Below are 15,716 nucleotides of genomic sequence, written 5' to 3' on the forward strand. Positions count from 1 at the left end.
CTAACTTTTTTGATTCTTGACAAGAGTCAGAGTGCTTTTTTATTTTTCATTTAAATAAGAATTTAACAACTTACGTGTAAAAGTACCTTCTTTTGGCTTAAATCCAAAACTATTATATGCCCAAATAATTTCTCTTTTTGCTTGCCCACTATCATTTTCTGAAATTTTATCGTATAAAAAATTGACATTAAATTTTCCATTGGAAGTTAAGGAAAAATCCAACTGATCCCATACTGGTTGGTCATTTTCCTCAAAACACCTATATATTTTTAGCAATAATGAATTTAATTCAACTAGTAATTCATCATATATTTGTTGTGAAACACTATATTTTTCTGGAATATTATGTGATTTCACAAATATTTTTGAATCCGTTTCTTCAAAGTAAAATACTGATGACCAACTTAATTGTTCCTTTTCTACCTCACCTAAATAATATATTCTATCCCAATTAATTGGAATCATAGAAATAATTTTCTGTGCTAATTCACTGTAAAGTTCTCCTAATTTGTTCTCCATAATTATCATCTTCTTTCATCAAGGATTTTTAATAAATTTAATAAATTTCTCTCCGTCTATCCAATATTCAACGTTAAAACTATCGGGTCTGAGCGAATCCAAAGTAAATGTTGGCTTGATATTTACCACAACTTTACTTCCACCTTTTAATGCATCAGCCCAAGTTTTTTCCATATTATACCATTCCCCACCAACTCTATTAATTTTGCTGTTTTGTGGTAAGAGATTATCAAATTGTCCTGAACCATTAAATTGAGAGCCTATTAAATGACCACCATCATCATATGCCAACCTATCCGAACCTCCAACAGTTCGTTGAGCATATGCATTTCTTTCACCCTGTCCTAAAACTAAATCTCCAGATGCATTTTCTATTCGTCCAACATTATCAGTTGAATACTTATAGCCATTACTATCAACATATTCTACATCAGATTTTAAAAATTGTTTATTTCCGTTTTTGCCAATATGTTCACCGTATTCAATTTTTAACTTTTCAGCCCCACTGACCTTCTTAGTACTACCAACTTCTTACTCCCACTCCCCACAGCCAACCGATACGACGCATAACTAAACCCCAACACTTGTAAAGCCTGCGCCAATTCAGCCTCCGTTGCCCACGTATGCATGTCCTCTACGACTTGTGAGCTACTGACAAGTCCACCTAGAAATCCAGAATAGCTATCCCCAGTTTCAAGATTCACCCCATCCCGAAAACCAGCTTTCACCTTTTTATCCCATTCGTCCAACGAGATAAATTCAAACATATCCGGATCTAAATGATGCCCTGCTTGTTTTAAATATTGAATTATAAGAACAACTCTTCTAATCTGTAAAATACTATAAATAAAGTCAATAGACTGCTAGACTCTCCTAACATTGCTATTGACTTTATTTATTAGACATGTGTCAGTACATCAAAAACTCACGAAATAGCTAGCCTTGGGTTGTTCCTCAAGCCTTTTCAGCATAACATACCCTCGTTTTTTAGTATTTGAATTTGTTCTTTCAAAACTTCTCTATTTCACCCTTGGAATCTAACAAAATAAACTATCAAAAGCTCTGAAGCTTTTACTATCCGATGCTGATCAGATAGTAAAGTGCCTTTTTAATTTTTAAAATGGTTTTTCATTTACAATTTCGCATTTAAGATTTTTACTTGCAATGATTATCGGAGCCGTTCCAAAATCTTCAGCATTAATTTTAAAAATATAATTTCCTTGTTCAACTTGATACTTATCTTCGATTTTCTGTTTTTCATCTTCAGCTGCAAGTTCTATAAATGGTTTAGAATCATCTAGATGCCATGACAATAGACTAGAAATATAAAAAGGTGTACCGAATTCTATATTGATAGCAAATTCATCATAAGAAGTATCTATTCTACCCGCTACAATTATATCACCACCATCCATTCTTACAAACTCAAAATCCATCCATAAGCAATTCTTTAAATAATTATTAATTTTCAAGATTTCCGCATTGATTTCTTCTATATTCATATTTTTCCCTCTTTCTCTATTAACCAACGAGTGTATGGTTAGGTTACTAATCGAAGTATCTTCATCAAATTTCAAACACTTTTTTTATTATACATATTTTTCAATTTCCTTTTGATTTATGGGAAAAACTTTTCCATAAGGTCCCCTGTACTCATTTCCACTAGTATCTTCTGTCCATCCACATCCTGCACATTCTAAAAGAATCTGATCAGAATTATCCTCACAGACTAATTTTATATACCTCAATTCATCATTTGGTGTAACTGGACAATCTTTCCCAGAATATACTGTGATCATATCCCATAGAGTATCTCGAATTGACATTGCTAATGTATCAATACTTTCATAGTCTCTTACCAAACGCTTCGCTTCCATATCTAAACAAATATCTGGATTAGTGACTATATATTCATTTGTATTGATATCTAGAAGTTCATTTAAACCCCATTCATCTTTTACTTCGTCATTAAATTCTGTAGGGTATTTTATTACAAATTGTACTAACGCCTCATAATAGCTAAAAAAATCTTTTAACTTTTGAGGGTCACTAAAAATTTGATAGTAATCTTTTAATAAATCTTCACTAATGATATCTTCTCTCATAATTGCCTCCATATATAGTAATTTTAAGGTTTTGGAACTGGATAAGTAGTTATTAAATTTCCAGATCGGTCAGTGATTATTTCAATCCAACTAGTAGGCTTCCCACCAAATTTTAAAGCTGTATTTCCAATTACTTCACCTGTATCAACAATTCTTTTATATTGTCCTCCAGACATATCTATCACGGTCACTTCAACAGTATTAGGAGACTGTAAAACCTGTTTTAATTTATCAGTAGTTATTGAAAAAATAGAACGACTATTTGCAAGAGGTCTATTAAAGTGACCATCATATACATGTTCAAATCCCGCTGATACTGGTTTTCCTGTCGAAGGTCTTTTTGGAGTAAATCTAGTCCTCCCATTTGCAACATTAATTCTAGACTGCACAACTCCAACATTATGTTTTGGAACATCAGCCCCACCAACTTCTTTACTCCCACTCCCCACAGCCAACCGATACGACGCATAACTAAATCCCAACACTTGTAAAGCCTGCGCCAATTCCGCTTCCGTTGCCCATGTATGCATGTCCTCTACAACTTGCGAGCTACTGACAAGTCCACCCAGAAACCCAGAATAACGATCCCCAGTTTCAAGATTCACTCCATCCCGAAAACCAGCCTTCATTTTTTTATCCCATTCGTTCAACGAGATAAATTCAAACATATCCGGATCTAAATGATGCCCTGCTCGCTTTAAGTATTGATACAGCGCTGGATTCTTAACGCCTTTGCCATCCTTCACCAACTGCCAAAATACTTGTGGATTGCCTTCGCCATCATAAACTAGTTTAGCATAAACCTCATACTCTTCTAACTCTTTTATTTTCTCTTCGTCAATCCCGTTGATCTCATTTTCTCGACTAGTCCATTGCTCGTTGACGGTTAGCGCCCAATCCATCTTGGAACGATCCACTGTAAAGGTTTTACTCTCTCCATTCCAAGCCGTTTGGGTCTGTTTCAAGCCTTGCTCAATCAATTGTTGTAACGCGTCCACTTCTGAAAAAATCGTCTCAGAATAGGCGTTAAACCGTAGTAATTGATCCAGCTTTTCTTCCAAACTTCGCTTCACATCACTGTACAAATTCAACAGTTGCATATTGGCTTGGAGCTGGCTATTTTTTAGTATATCTGGCGTATGTACTGATTGTATCAGTTCTCGAATGTCTTCGGCTTGACCTAATAATTGGTTCACTTGCCTGATTTTCTCTTCCAATTCCGATTGCTTCAAATCCCCACTATCTACTTGATCTTGGTAGTCTTCCGGCAATCGCTTTACTGCTCGCTCCACAGCCTCGGATAATAAAATTCCCGCTTGACCTAACGGATATAAGACTAATGAAAAATACTGTTTCGCTGAATCATAGGCTTTTCCTGTCAGAAAAGGGCTATTCAAGGTAAACTCACGAATGGCTTTCTGGACATCTTCATAATCCTGTACTTGTTTTTTGCTCATGGCACTCACGCTAACCGCTTGTTTTTTTGAAGCTGAAACGTACATATCACTGCTCATGACGTTCCTCCTTTTCAGCTAGGATGACTTTTCTTTCATATGTCCCGTCAGCTAATTTGTGTTGAAGTTCCAGTTTTTCACGGGTTAATTCCTTGTTACTTTCCTTTAAATATATTTGTACATCTCTTGATTCAAGGCGGTCGCTTTTTAGATGTGCCTATTCAATCACTTTTTATTTTTGGCATAGATTTCTATTTTTATAATTGTGGTTATTTAAAATTCTAGCATATATTTTCTATAATGAAAACTGAAAAATCATAATGTTATTTTAATTTATATAATTTATTTATTTTTAATGAACTAGCCAAATCTCTGATAAGTTTAATCAGAATTCTGCCTAGCTGTCTTTAGTTTTATTACTTATAAATATTGATTTTTGAAATATCAACTTTTACATAATCATTATTCACATGTAGATGCTGAAAACCACTTATGATACTTTGATTAGTTAGATTGCTTTTTCTGTTGGCCATCAATTAAAGTATTTTTTCATAAGTATGAATTGTAAAATCGATACATTGCTCTTTTTTCTTTCAAAAATTTTTTTAAATAAATAGTGAAAAGTCTAATGTTTATTCGTATGTTTTTTTATTAAAAATAACGTAATAGTTTATAAGAAAATCAGTTTATTAAAAAAATGTCAATAAATACACTGAAAATATCTAGTTATTAGAGTTTGAAAATTAAATAAAAAAACGCTTGCAAAAAAGTTTTTTTATTGCTAATATCATATTTGAATCGATTCAAAAACATGATATTATGAAGAAAGAAGGAAAAAAATGTCAGTCACAGATAAGATATCAAACCTAATAATGCCAGTTGCGACTAAGATGGCCAACCAACGTCATCTAGTTGCTATGCGAGACAGCTTTATTGATATTATGCCAATTATTATGGCAAATTCATTGTTTACTTTGTTCAATGCTCTTATATTTTCTAATGCAACGATTAATCAGTATGTTGATTTATCGTCGTTATCAGATCTTGCTTTAATGGTCAATAATGGAACAATGGGGATTATGACTATCTTTATTACATTTTTAATTGGTTACCGGTTAGCAAAACACTATATTAGTAATGGGATTATCGAGAAGAAGAATTTAAGTGAGCTGCATGCAGGTATTTTAAGTCTAGCACTTGCATTAATTATGTTTCCATTGTTTAATCAAGTTACACCTGTAGGAACAACTGAAGCAGTTGATGTTTCTGGAGTGTATTTACAGTCTTTAACCTCATCTGGTGGACTGTTTGTTGGGATTTTAGCAGCACTGTTAGGGACAGAATTGTTAGTAAAATTATCAAAAAGTAAAAAATTACGTATTAAGATGCCAGATGGTGTGCCTCCTGCAGTTGCCGGATCATTTAATTCTTTGATTCCAGAGTGTTTAGTGATTATTATTTTCGCAGTGGGGACATTTGCAATTGTTAAAGGAACAGGTTTGACAGTTCCAGATATTATTCAAACAATTATTTCAACGCCGCTACAATATGCAATGGAAAGTCCGTTTGGGCTGTTTGTTGTTCAATTATTTACACAAGTTTTTTGGTTCTTTGGATTACATGGTCAAAATATTGTATCATCCGTTACATCGCCACCAATGTTAACGGCTATTCAACAAAATATTGATGCATTTAATGCAGGGCAGGCCATTCCGAATATTGTAACAAATCCTTGGATTGGAATGTATACCTTATTTGGAGGAACCGGAGCGATTCTACCTTTACTAATTGCTATTTTTGTAGCATCAAAACGTAAGGATTATCAAGATGTTGCCAAAATAAGTTTAGTTCCAAGTCTTTTTAATATTTCAGAACCAGTTATGTTTGGGATTCCAGTTGTGATGAATCCATTCTTAATGGTTCCTTTTATATGCGTACCACTGATAAATTTAGCGATTGCCTATCCTTTGACAGCATTAGGATTAGTTGCTAAAAGTGTCGTTATTCCTCCGTGGATATTGCCGCCTATTTTAACGGCTTGGGTAACTACTGCTGGCGATATTCCTGCAACATTATTATCTCTTGCATTATTTATTTTAGATATTTTCTTATATTTGCCATTTGTTATTTTAAGTAATAAAGCGATGAAAAACAATACTACAGACTAAGGTTAAAAATAAATCAAGATAAAAAGAAAGAAGGGAATTTATGGCTACAATTCAAGAAGTTGCGAACCACGCAGGAGTTTCAGTAGGAAGTGTGTCTAGATATTTAAATGGTTATCAGTTAAAACCGGCAAATATGAAAAAAATTGAAGAATCTATTGAAGCGTTGGAATATAAGGGAAACCCATTGGCAAAAGCACTTAAAAGTAATCAAACGTTGTCTATTGGTTTATTGATGAATAATATGCAGAGTAATTTTTCAGCCTCAATGGTTGCTCAAATTGAAGATGAGTTAGAACGTTTTGGTTATAGTATTTTATTAAGTGGTTTCCGTAATGATTATAGTCAAGTTGAACGAAAGCTTGATTTCCTTCTTTCAAGAAAAATTGATGGTTTAATTATTTTTGAAGCGGAGCAGGATTGGGAAGCTGTACAACAACTAAAAAATGTTGATATTCCCGTAATCTCAGTGAATACACCCATGGAATTTGATATGGTTGATTCAATTGTTGTAAATAACAAACAAAGTACAAAAGAAGTAATCGAAAAAATGTTACAGTTTGGACATGAAAAAATCGGCATAATCGCGGCACCACAGACAGATTATGTTGCACGAGAACGTTTAGATGGGGTATTAGAAGCTTTTGCTGAAAATAATTATCCTATCGAAGATGCTGTAATTTACTATGGTGATTACTCAAAACAAAGTGGTTATACAGGAATGAAGCATCTTTTGAAAAATGAAGAGATAACAGCGGTATTCGTCTGTAATTACAATATGTCTTTAGGAGCATTACAAGAAATTTATGAGCAACAACTTAAAATTGGTGAGGATATTTCTTTTGCTAGCTATGATTATTTTGATGCTAGTGATATTTTCAATCCAAAATTAACAGTTATTCGTCAGCCAGTAAAGGAAATTGGAACATTAGCAGCTAATCGTATGATGGAAAAAATTCGCAATCATGGGCAGTTACAAGGCGATATTTTTGTTGTTCCTAATGATATTTTATGGCGTGATTCAGTTAAGGAAAGGAATAATAAAAATGGTGAAGATTAGAGAAGATATTGAAGAGAATCTGGATTCTCAACAAGAAGCGTATGGAGAACTTTCAGAAGGTATCCAGCAAAAATTAGAATGGTTCAAAGATCAAAAAATTGGTGTGATTTTTCATTGGGGACTTTATTCTGAAGCAGGAATTGTCGAGTCATGGCAGCTATCAGAAGAAGATGAATGGGCAAGGAAGAAAGGTGCTTGGCGTGGAGATATTGATCAATTGCGAAATGACTATTGGGGGTTAAACCAAACGTTTAATCCTATAAATTTTGATCCACAACACTGGGCGGAAAAAGCCAAAGAAGCAGGATTTAAATACATGCTCTTTACAACAAAGCATCATGATGGATTTAATATGTATGACACTAAGTTTAGTGAGTATAAAATTACCGCTCCTACTAGTAAATTCCATACAAATCAGCAAGCAGATATTTTACATTATGTAAATGAAGCATTTAGGTCTGTTGGAATTAATACAGGTGCCTATTATTCTAAGGCAGATTGGCATTCACCTGATTATTGGGTACCTGATCAACGACCAAAAGGTAGATTTGCCAGCTATGATCCCAAAAAAAATCCAGAAATCTGGAGTCGTTTTGATCGATTTGTTGAAAATCAACTAGTTGAAATTTGTGAAAACTATGGACCACTAGATATCTTATGGTTAGATGGTGGTTGGGTGAACAGTAGCAATCATGAATTTCTTGATATGGATCGGATTGTTGAAAAGTTGAGAACCATTCAACCTGATTTATTAATGGTAGATCGTACAATTGGTGGAAAATACGAGGATTATGTTACTCCTGAACGTAAAATCCCTGAAATACCTCCTGTGAAGGCGTGGGAAAGCAATATTCCACTAGCCAAAAATTGGGGCTACGTACCAAATGACCTATATAAATCATTTGAGGAGATTCTTGAATCTATGATTAAAATTGTTTCTTTAGGTGGAAATGTTATTTTAGGTGTTGGGCCAAAACCAGATGGTACTTTACCAGAGGAATCGTTAAAACTAATGAAACAACTAGGGGATTGGTTAGCTATTTTTGGTGATGGAATTTATGGAACTCGTCCAATTTCAACAGTTAGTTCAGAGGAATGGTATGCTACTCAAAAAGGAAATAAGATCTATGTTTTTTACAAAACTAAGGATAGTGAGATAAAGATTAATTTGACTCAAATCTCTAAATTCATTCAACGAGTTGTTGATCTTGAGACTGGTGAAGACTGTGTTTATTTAAATGAATCGATTCAAGTTCCAGTTGGAAAACATATTTTTGGTGGTTTAGTAATTGAATTGGAGGAAACAGTATGACTAAGAAGTTTCCAAAAGGCTTTTTATGGGGAGCTGCATTATCTGCACCACAAACAGAGGGGCATAGTTTAGAACATGGAAAATCACCTTCAACATGGGATTATTGGTTTTCGATTGCACCAGAAAAATTTAATCAGAACCAAGGTCCGGAAAACACTTCAAATGTATATGATCTGTATCTTGATGATTGCGCTAAAATGAAAGAGATTGGTTTAAATTCTATTCGTACGTCGATTGCATGGACTCGCTTGCTACCAGATGGCAAAACAGTCAATCAAGAAGCTGTGAATTTTTATCGTACGTATTTTCAAGAGATGCTGAAGCAAGGTGTGGAGCCTGTCATCAATCTTTTTCATTTTGATATGCCGATGTGGTTAATGGAAAAAGGTGGTTGGGAAACGCGAGAATCAGTCGATGCATTCGCTTATTATGCAAAAATTGCTTTTGAATTGTTTGGCGATATAGTGAAAAAATGGACGACCTTTAATGAACCTTTAGTGCATATTGAATGTGGGTATCTTTATGGTTTTCATTATCCAGCAATCGTTGATTTCAAAAAAGCTGTCCAAGTAGGTTATCATACATTAATGGCCCACACATTGGCAATTAAAGCCTTTCGTGATGTAAACATGAAGGATGGAACTATTGGGATTATCTTAAATGTCTCTCCTGCTTATGCTAAAAGTGAAGCAGCAGAAGATTTACTAGCAAAAGAAAATTCTGATTTATTAACGACTAAAAGTTTTCTTGATCCAGCTGTTCATGGGATTATTCCAGAGAAGTTGATTCAATTGTTAGCTGATAATCATTTGCTACCAGAAACAGAAGTAGAAGATAAAGAGTTAATAATGGAAAATACAGTTGATTTTATTGGTTTAAATTATTATCAACCACGTAGAGTTCAAGCTGCACCGGCACCTCAATTTCCAGCAAAAATGCCAGAAGATTTCTATGTTCTTTATGATTGGCCAGATAAAAAAATTAATCCCTATCGTGGTTGGGAAATTTATCCAAATGCTTTGTATGATGTGGCAATGATGATGAAAAATGAGTATAAAAATCTACCTTGGTATGTTAGTGAAAATGGGATGGGCGTTGCCAACGAAGAGCGTTTTATGGATGACCATGGTATGATTCAGGATGATTATCGAATTGAGTTTATGCAAGAGCATCTTGAATTTTTGCACAAAGGAATTGAAGAAGGTAGTAACTGTTTTGGTTACCATACGTGGACCTTTGTTGATTGTTGGTCTTGGTTGAACGGGTATCGTAATCGATATGGTTTTTATCGTGTTGATTTAGAGGATCGTTTTAAGCGAACCATGAAAAAAAGTGGTTTGTGGTATAAAAATGTTTCTGAAAAAAATGAAATTTCTTAATTTAATTGAAAAGTTTGGATTAGTTAATTTAGCTAATTCAAACTTTTTTCTATATTTATTGAGAAAATAAATTGATTTATTTCGCTATGAAGTCCTCATATTTGACGGAAGCTGTTTTTATACTTAGAATGTAAGCGTGGACATTTATCGGTTTTTGTCTGTTAACATAGTTTTCAAGAAAAGCACTATAAAGAAAGGTGGAATCGTAGATGAAAAAAATTATGAATCACCCAGAGGCTGTCGTTGATGAGATGTTAGAAGGTTTGGTCTATGCTCACGATGATTTAGTGGAACGTTTACCTGAAACTGGAGTTATTGTAAGGAAACAAAAATCGAAAAATAAAGTGGGACTAGTAAGTGGTGGTGGTAGCGGACATGAACCGACTCATGCTGGCTTTGTTGGCGAAGGAATGCTTTCAGCAGCAGTCTGTGGTCCTGTATTTACGTCACCAACTCCAGATCAAATCTTAGCAGCTATTCAAGCAGTAGATGAAGGTGCTGGTGTTTTTTTAATTATTAAAAATTATTCAGGAGATGTTATGAATTTTGATATGGCCAAAGAATTGGCTGAGTTAGATGATATTGAGGTTGATTTTATTGTAGTAGATGATGATATTGCAGTGGAAGACAGTACTTATACTGCAGGAAAACGTGGTGTAGCAGGAACGATTTTAGTGCATAAAATATTAGGTGCTGCCGCAGACAAAGGAGCAAATCTTGAAGAAATTAAGGCTTTAGCAGATAAAATTGTACCTAATATTAAAACATTGGGTGTGGCTTTATCTGGCGCAACGGCTCCCGAGGTAGGAAAACCAGGATTTACTTTGGCAGATGATGAGATTGAATTTGGTGTGGGAATTCATGGCGAACCGGGTTATCGTCGTGAAAAGATAGCTCCTTCTAAGGATTTGGCGAAAGAGATTGTATCTAAGTTAAAAGCTGCGTTTAATTGGCAATCTGGGGAACATTATGGGTTATTGGTAAATGGCTTAGGTAGCACACCTTTGATGGAGCAATATATTTTTACGAATGACGTGAAAGAGTTACTAGCAGCAGACGGTTTAGTCATTGATTTCAAAAAAGTTGGGGATTACATGACAGCGATTGATATGGCAGGACTTTCGTTAACGTTAATCAAATTAGAAGAACCGATTTGGTTAGATAATTTGCATTATGCAACAAATACAATATCTTGGTAGGAGGAAACGCAGATGAATCCAGAAGCAACGAAAAAATGGTTAATCCTTTTTACAGATAAAATTAACGCAAACAAAGATTATTTAAGTGAGTTAGATAGTGCTATTGGGGACGGGGACCATGGAATGAATATGGCTCGTGGCACAACAGCAGTTAAGGAAGCCTTGGAAGAGAAAAATCCTGAAACTCTAGTGGATATCTTTAAACTAGTGGGAATGACTTTAGTAAGTAAAGTTGGTGGTGCGTCAGGTCCGCTTTATGGATCAGCCTTTATTAGTATGGCGAAGGCAGCAGGAACCTCCGATGATCTAGGGATTATTTTACAAGCTGGATTAGATGGAATTGAAAAACGTGGGAAAGCGACAGCTGGTGAAAAAACGATGATTGATACGTGGGTACCAGTAATTGAAGCAGTAAAAGAGAAACAATTAACCAAGGAAGCCGTTGAAGTTGCTGTAAATCATACAAAAGAAATGAAGGCAACAAAGGGGCGTGCATCCTATCTTGGCGATCGTTCAATTGGACATCTAGATCCAGGTGCGGTTTCTAGTGGGTATTTATTTGAAACTATGATTGAGGCAGGTGTTGAAAATGAGTAAATTAGGTGTAGTGGTGGTTTCTCATGTTCCAGCTATTGCGGAAGGTGTGGTTACGCTGATTAAAGAAGTTGCCAAAGATGTGCCGATTACTTTTGCTGGCGGAACGGATGATAATCAAGTTGGAACAAGTTTTGAAAAAATTCAAGCAGCCTTTGAAGCAAATGAAGGCGAAGAGTTGTTGGCTTTTTATGATCTAGGTAGTGCCAAGATGAATCTAGAAATGGTGATGGAATTAGCAGATAGAACCGTCCATTTATATGATACGGCTTTTATTGAAAGTAGCTATACGGCAGCAGCTTTGATTCAAGCAGGTGCAGAGTTAAGTATGATTGAAGAGCAATTGAATCCGATGAAGATTAAATGATTTAGAAAAAAGTGTTTAGTTCCTAGCAATAAAAGAAAATTACTAGTCGCTGGTTAAATAATGGCAGATTCTTGTAGAAGAGATAGATTTTTTTAACCTTTACAATAAATTTAGAATACAAAACAAAACGCATATTTAGTTTTGTTTTGTATTCTTTTTTAGTAAATAGTATAGAATTTGACGGATAATTAACTCTTTATTTCTTTAGTTGAGTCCACACATCAAAAGCTTGTTTCAAGCTTTTGACATTATGGGTGCGTATCAGTTCAACACCCTGATTTGCAACAAATAATGAAGCTGCAACGGATCCAAAGTCGCGTTCAATTGGATTTTCTTCACCTGTCATCAGTCCAATTATTCGTTTACGTGAAAGACCAATAAGTAATGGAAACTCTTGGTAACGAAAAGCAGACGGATTTTTTAGAATAGCACTATTTTCTTCTAAAGTTTTATGAAATCCAATTCCTGGATCAAAACAAATATTTTCTAGTGGAATTTTCCATTTTTGACATTGTCGTATTTTCTCTTCATAAAATTGCTGAAGTTCTTCTACTAAAATAGTATCTTTTCGTTTACGAGAATGCATAATAATTAGCTGTATCCCAGGATAACTTGCTACTGTTTCTGCCATTCTAGGAGAATCTAATCCCTTAATATCATTTATTATTGAAGCACCATTTTGAATAGCAACCTCAGCAACAGTTGGATAATAAGTATCAACAGAGAGTGGAATTGAGCTAATTTTACGAATTTCTTTAATCAAATTAATAACACGCGCCATCTCGATTTTTGAGGAGACTTCATGGTAGCCGGGACGAGTTGATTGACCACCGATATCTAATATATCAGCGCCTTCTTCAATTAATTGTTGTGCATGTTGAAGAGCTTTTTCAAGTGTTTGATATTTTCCACCATCGGAAAAAGAGTCTGGTGTTGTATTTACAATTCCCATAATTTGATAATTTTTTTTAAAATTAATCATGCAACTCCTCCTGTATCTTCTCTATCATGCATCGTAAGGCTTGGATACGTGGGCTTAAATCAAAACGTTCTTTTTCAGTGAGTTCTGCGAGTGTTTTGTGCAATTTCGGAACATAAATAATGGAGTCGAATCCATAACCACCTATGCCTCTAGATTTTACTAATTCACCTGTAAGTGAAGCTTGAGTTACAAGCTTCTTTTCTTTATTTATGGCATAAACTAAAGTTGTGTGTAATGTTATGGTTCTAGGTTGATTTAGTTCAGTAAATAAATTTAGTAGCTCCTGATTTTGTTTTTCAGAATTTTTTGATTGAAAAAATGTATGTGTTTTAATTCCTAATAAGTCTGGAAAAGCTTCTATTTCAAGCCCACCATCATCTCCTAAGACCGGTAAATTAAGTTTTTTTTGATAGAAGAAAGCTTTTATAGATGCGTTTTCTTCATAAGTTGTCCCAATCTCTATGGGACGTTCTTGAATAGTTAGATAGTCTTGATAAGAAATGAACGTCATTTCAGAATTTCCTAGAGCTAACTGCATTTCTTGCAATTTTTTTGGATTATTAGTTCCTACAATTAATTTCATGTCTATAAAATCTCCATTAAAAATTGATTTTTCCATTCAATTTCTTTAAAAGCTCCCAAAGCATAAAAAGTTTTAGTTTGGCTATGAGAAGATTTTACACCGCGCATCATCATACAAAGATGTTCGGCCTCAATTGCAACTGCAATTCCCTTAACTGGAATATTTTTTTCTAATTTTTTAGCAATAGAACTAGTTAAATTTTCTTGAACATTTAGTTGCTTGGCACAGTAGTCAACTAAACGTGGGAGCTTGCTTAATCCGATAACTTTTCTGCCATCTGGAATATAAGCAATATGAACTTTTCCGTAAAAGGGCAATAAGTGATGTTCACACATTGAATAAAAGGGAATATCCTTTACTAAAATCATTTCTCCCTCGTTATCACTATCAAATAATTTATAATCATGAAACTCTGGTTCAGTTAAACTACTAAAAATTTCTTCAAACATATTAGCTACCCGTCTAGGTGTCTCAGCTAACCCAGGACGATTAATATCTTCACCAACAGCATCTAAAATCAGTCGAACAGCCTGTTCTATTTTCTCTTTTTTTTCTAGTGACATGTCCATTCCTCCATATTTGTTAGTTGAACTTCATTTTGGTTACCACTATCTTGGATCCATTTAGTAAGGCTTTTACCAAATAGTAGTTTTTCACCATAAACATCTTTTAATGGAACTAAGACAAAAGAGCGCTTTGTTAATTCGATATGTGGAATGGTTAATTGTTCAGAGATTATTGTTCCTTTCCCCAATAGTAAAATATCAATGTCAATTAAACGTGGACCCCAGTGAATTAGTTTTTCTCGCCCCATTTTCTTTTCAATTCCTTGAGTAACTGTTAAAAGTTCTTCCCCTGAATAGCTTGTTTCAATTTTTAGTACAGCATTCAAAAATTCTGGTTGATTGGTGTATCCATAAGGAGCTGTTTTATATAGCCTAGAGTAAGAAAGTACACAAATTTCCTCGTCAATATTTAAGCAGTCTCGAGCAGTTATCAAATTAGTAACTCTATTTCCTATATTACTCCCCAATGCGACATATCCAATCATTTAAAATTCTCTCTCCATTTCAATTTCAATATTGTCAAAAATACTAGGCATTGGTACACTATATTTCCGAACTCGTATGATGATTTTTTTCAGTTGTTTACTATAGGTTGATTCAAGATCATCTAGGATTCCGCTTGCTAAACCTTCAATTAGATCATAAGAATAATGACTAGTATGTTGTGCAATTTTTTCGTTGACTTCAGCATAATTCACAGTTTGACTTACATCGTCTGTTTCCCCAGCTTTTCTCAGGGAGAGTTGCAGTTCAATATCTATCTCTAATTGTTGACCTAATCGTTTTTCTTCCTTAAGAACACCGTTATGAGTATAAAATTTTAAATTATTAATTCTGATTTTATCCATTATTTTGCTCCTTTTCTTGAACTTTTTTTAATAAAATAACTTTATTTTGATGATTCATTTTATTCTATATGGATTCTATCATGGAATAAAAATTGTTGTCGAATTATCCACTAAAATGCTGCTAGAGTATTCTATTCAGATAAGGCTGTTTTAGTATAAATTACGCATAAGTTCTTAACAAAATAGGTTTTCTTAAGCAATTTTTTTTTACTTTATTTTTTCTTTTATGAACAAAATTGTGTTTTATATCTAGGATGTTTAGAAACTAAAAAAGTTTGTTATTTCTGATGGACTTCGTAATAAAATAACGTTTGAATATTTATAAATATAGACATAGGAACAAAGGATTCTTTTTACTAATGAAGAGGATAGTATTAAATAATTGAAAAAAGATAAAGTTGAAGTTTTTTTTAATAGTGGGCGAAAGAAAATGAACGAATTAATTTTAGTAGTCTTGCAAAAGAATCCATCAATCTAGTGAAGAACTTAAAATTATTAATGTGATGGCCGAAGTAGGGTATATATCTTGTAAAAAATAGGATAAAATTTAAAAAATAAAAATTGCACTAAATTGACTGTTAAT

18 protein-coding genes are annotated in these 15,716 nt (G+C 34.0%); 7 read left to right on the forward strand and 11 right to left on the reverse strand.

Features of this window, described 5'->3' with window-relative positions:
* Window positions 1-39: 39 nt before the first annotated feature.
* The 6 genes from BR43_RS10190 to BR43_RS19145 form a co-directional block, all read right to left on the reverse strand.
* Window positions 40-519, reverse strand: a complete 480-nt coding sequence (locus BR43_RS10190; RefSeq protein WP_034561710.1) for an immunity protein YezG family protein — start codon at window positions 517-519, stop codon at window positions 40-42.
* An 18-nt stretch (window positions 520-537) separates the two neighbouring features.
* Complete coding sequence (locus tag BR43_RS19595; RefSeq protein ID WP_084679894.1) at window positions 538-1,005, reverse strand: DNA/RNA non-specific endonuclease; 468 nt, start codon at window positions 1,003-1,005, stop codon at window positions 538-540.
* Window positions 1,006-1,007: 2 nt separating this feature from the next.
* The gene (locus BR43_RS10200; protein ID WP_034561714.1) at window positions 1,008-1,286 is read right to left on the reverse strand and encodes a hypothetical protein; all 279 of its coding nucleotides are present in this window, start codon (window positions 1,284-1,286) and stop codon (window positions 1,008-1,010) included.
* A gap of 348 nt (window positions 1,287-1,634) precedes the next feature.
* Complete coding sequence (locus BR43_RS10205) at window positions 1,635-2,021, reverse strand: hypothetical protein (RefSeq protein WP_034561716.1); 387 nt, start codon at window positions 2,019-2,021, stop codon at window positions 1,635-1,637.
* An 87-nt stretch (window positions 2,022-2,108) separates the two neighbouring features.
* Window positions 2,109-2,624, reverse strand: coding sequence for a hypothetical protein (locus BR43_RS10210; RefSeq protein ID WP_034561718.1), 516 nt, complete (start codon window positions 2,622-2,624; stop codon window positions 2,109-2,111).
* 23 nt (window positions 2,625-2,647) lie between these two features.
* Window positions 2,648-4,138, reverse strand: a complete 1,491-nt coding sequence (locus BR43_RS19145; RefSeq protein WP_051933910.1) for an LXG domain-containing protein — start codon at window positions 4,136-4,138, stop codon at window positions 2,648-2,650.
* Window positions 4,139-4,917: 779 nt separating this feature from the next.
* Between BR43_RS19145 and BR43_RS10225 the strand changes: the two genes are divergently transcribed.
* The 7 genes from BR43_RS10225 (at window position 4,918) to dhaM (ending at window position 12,154) form a co-directional block, all read left to right on the forward strand.
* Window positions 4,918-6,246 (forward strand): PTS sugar transporter subunit IIC, encoded by a 1,329-nt coding sequence (locus tag BR43_RS10225; protein ID WP_034561720.1) that lies wholly within the window; start codon window positions 4,918-4,920, stop codon window positions 6,244-6,246.
* 40 nt (window positions 6,247-6,286) lie between these two features.
* Entirely contained in the window at window positions 6,287-7,303 is a 1,017-nt protein-coding gene (locus BR43_RS10230; RefSeq protein WP_034561722.1) for a LacI family DNA-binding transcriptional regulator, read from the forward strand.
* The gene (locus tag BR43_RS10235) at window positions 7,290-8,615 is read left to right on the forward strand and encodes an alpha-L-fucosidase (RefSeq protein ID WP_034561724.1); all 1,326 of its coding nucleotides are present in this window, start codon (window positions 7,290-7,292) and stop codon (window positions 8,613-8,615) included. Before BR43_RS10230 ends, BR43_RS10235 begins: the two co-directional genes overlap by 14 nt.
* A complete protein-coding gene (locus tag BR43_RS10240) occupies window positions 8,612-9,994 on the forward strand; it encodes a glycoside hydrolase family 1 protein (RefSeq protein ID WP_034561727.1) in 1,383 nt (460 codons plus the stop codon). Before BR43_RS10235 ends, BR43_RS10240 begins: the two co-directional genes overlap by 4 nt.
* A gap of 209 nt (window positions 9,995-10,203) precedes the next feature.
* A complete protein-coding gene (gene dhaK / locus BR43_RS10245; protein WP_034561729.1) occupies window positions 10,204-11,193 on the forward strand; it encodes a dihydroxyacetone kinase subunit DhaK in 990 nt (329 codons plus the stop codon).
* A gap of 12 nt (window positions 11,194-11,205) precedes the next feature.
* Window positions 11,206-11,790, forward strand: a complete 585-nt coding sequence (gene dhaL, locus BR43_RS10250; RefSeq protein WP_034561732.1) for a dihydroxyacetone kinase subunit DhaL — start codon at window positions 11,206-11,208, stop codon at window positions 11,788-11,790.
* Window positions 11,783-12,154 carry a dihydroxyacetone kinase phosphoryl donor subunit DhaM gene (dhaM, locus tag BR43_RS10255; RefSeq protein ID WP_034561735.1) on the forward strand — a complete coding sequence of 124 codons (372 nt, stop codon included), beginning with the start codon at window positions 11,783-11,785 and terminating at the stop codon, window positions 12,152-12,154. Before dhaL ends, dhaM begins: the two co-directional genes overlap by 8 nt.
* Before the next feature lie 196 nt (window positions 12,155-12,350).
* On the opposite strand, the gene folP is transcribed toward dhaM, so the two are convergent.
* The 5 genes from folP to folB are packed head-to-tail and all read right to left on the reverse strand — an operon-like array spanning window position 12,351 to window position 15,133.
* Window positions 12,351-13,136 (reverse strand): dihydropteroate synthase, encoded by a 786-nt coding sequence (folP, locus tag BR43_RS10260; RefSeq protein ID WP_034561738.1) that lies wholly within the window; start codon window positions 13,134-13,136, stop codon window positions 12,351-12,353.
* Window positions 13,129-13,719, reverse strand: coding sequence for a non-canonical purine NTP pyrophosphatase (locus tag BR43_RS10265; protein ID WP_034565037.1), 591 nt, complete (start codon window positions 13,717-13,719; stop codon window positions 13,129-13,131). The genes folP and BR43_RS10265 overlap by 8 nt, the downstream gene beginning before the upstream one ends.
* A gap of 2 nt (window positions 13,720-13,721) precedes the next feature.
* Window positions 13,722-14,282, reverse strand: a complete 561-nt coding sequence (gene folE / locus BR43_RS10270; protein ID WP_034561740.1) for a GTP cyclohydrolase I FolE — start codon at window positions 14,280-14,282, stop codon at window positions 13,722-13,724.
* Window positions 14,273-14,770, reverse strand: a complete 498-nt coding sequence (gene folK, locus BR43_RS10275) for a 2-amino-4-hydroxy-6-hydroxymethyldihydropteridine diphosphokinase (RefSeq protein ID WP_034561742.1) — start codon at window positions 14,768-14,770, stop codon at window positions 14,273-14,275. The genes folE and folK overlap by 10 nt, the downstream gene beginning before the upstream one ends.
* The gene (gene folB / locus BR43_RS10280) at window positions 14,771-15,133 is read right to left on the reverse strand and encodes a dihydroneopterin aldolase (RefSeq protein WP_034561744.1); all 363 of its coding nucleotides are present in this window, start codon (window positions 15,131-15,133) and stop codon (window positions 14,771-14,773) included. It lies immediately after the preceding gene.
* Between the last annotated feature and the right edge of the window lie 583 nt (window positions 15,134-15,716).

The organism is Carnobacterium gallinarum DSM 4847, assembly GCF_000744375.1.
Classification (GTDB): domain Bacteria; phylum Bacillota; class Bacilli; order Lactobacillales; family Carnobacteriaceae; genus Carnobacterium; species Carnobacterium gallinarum.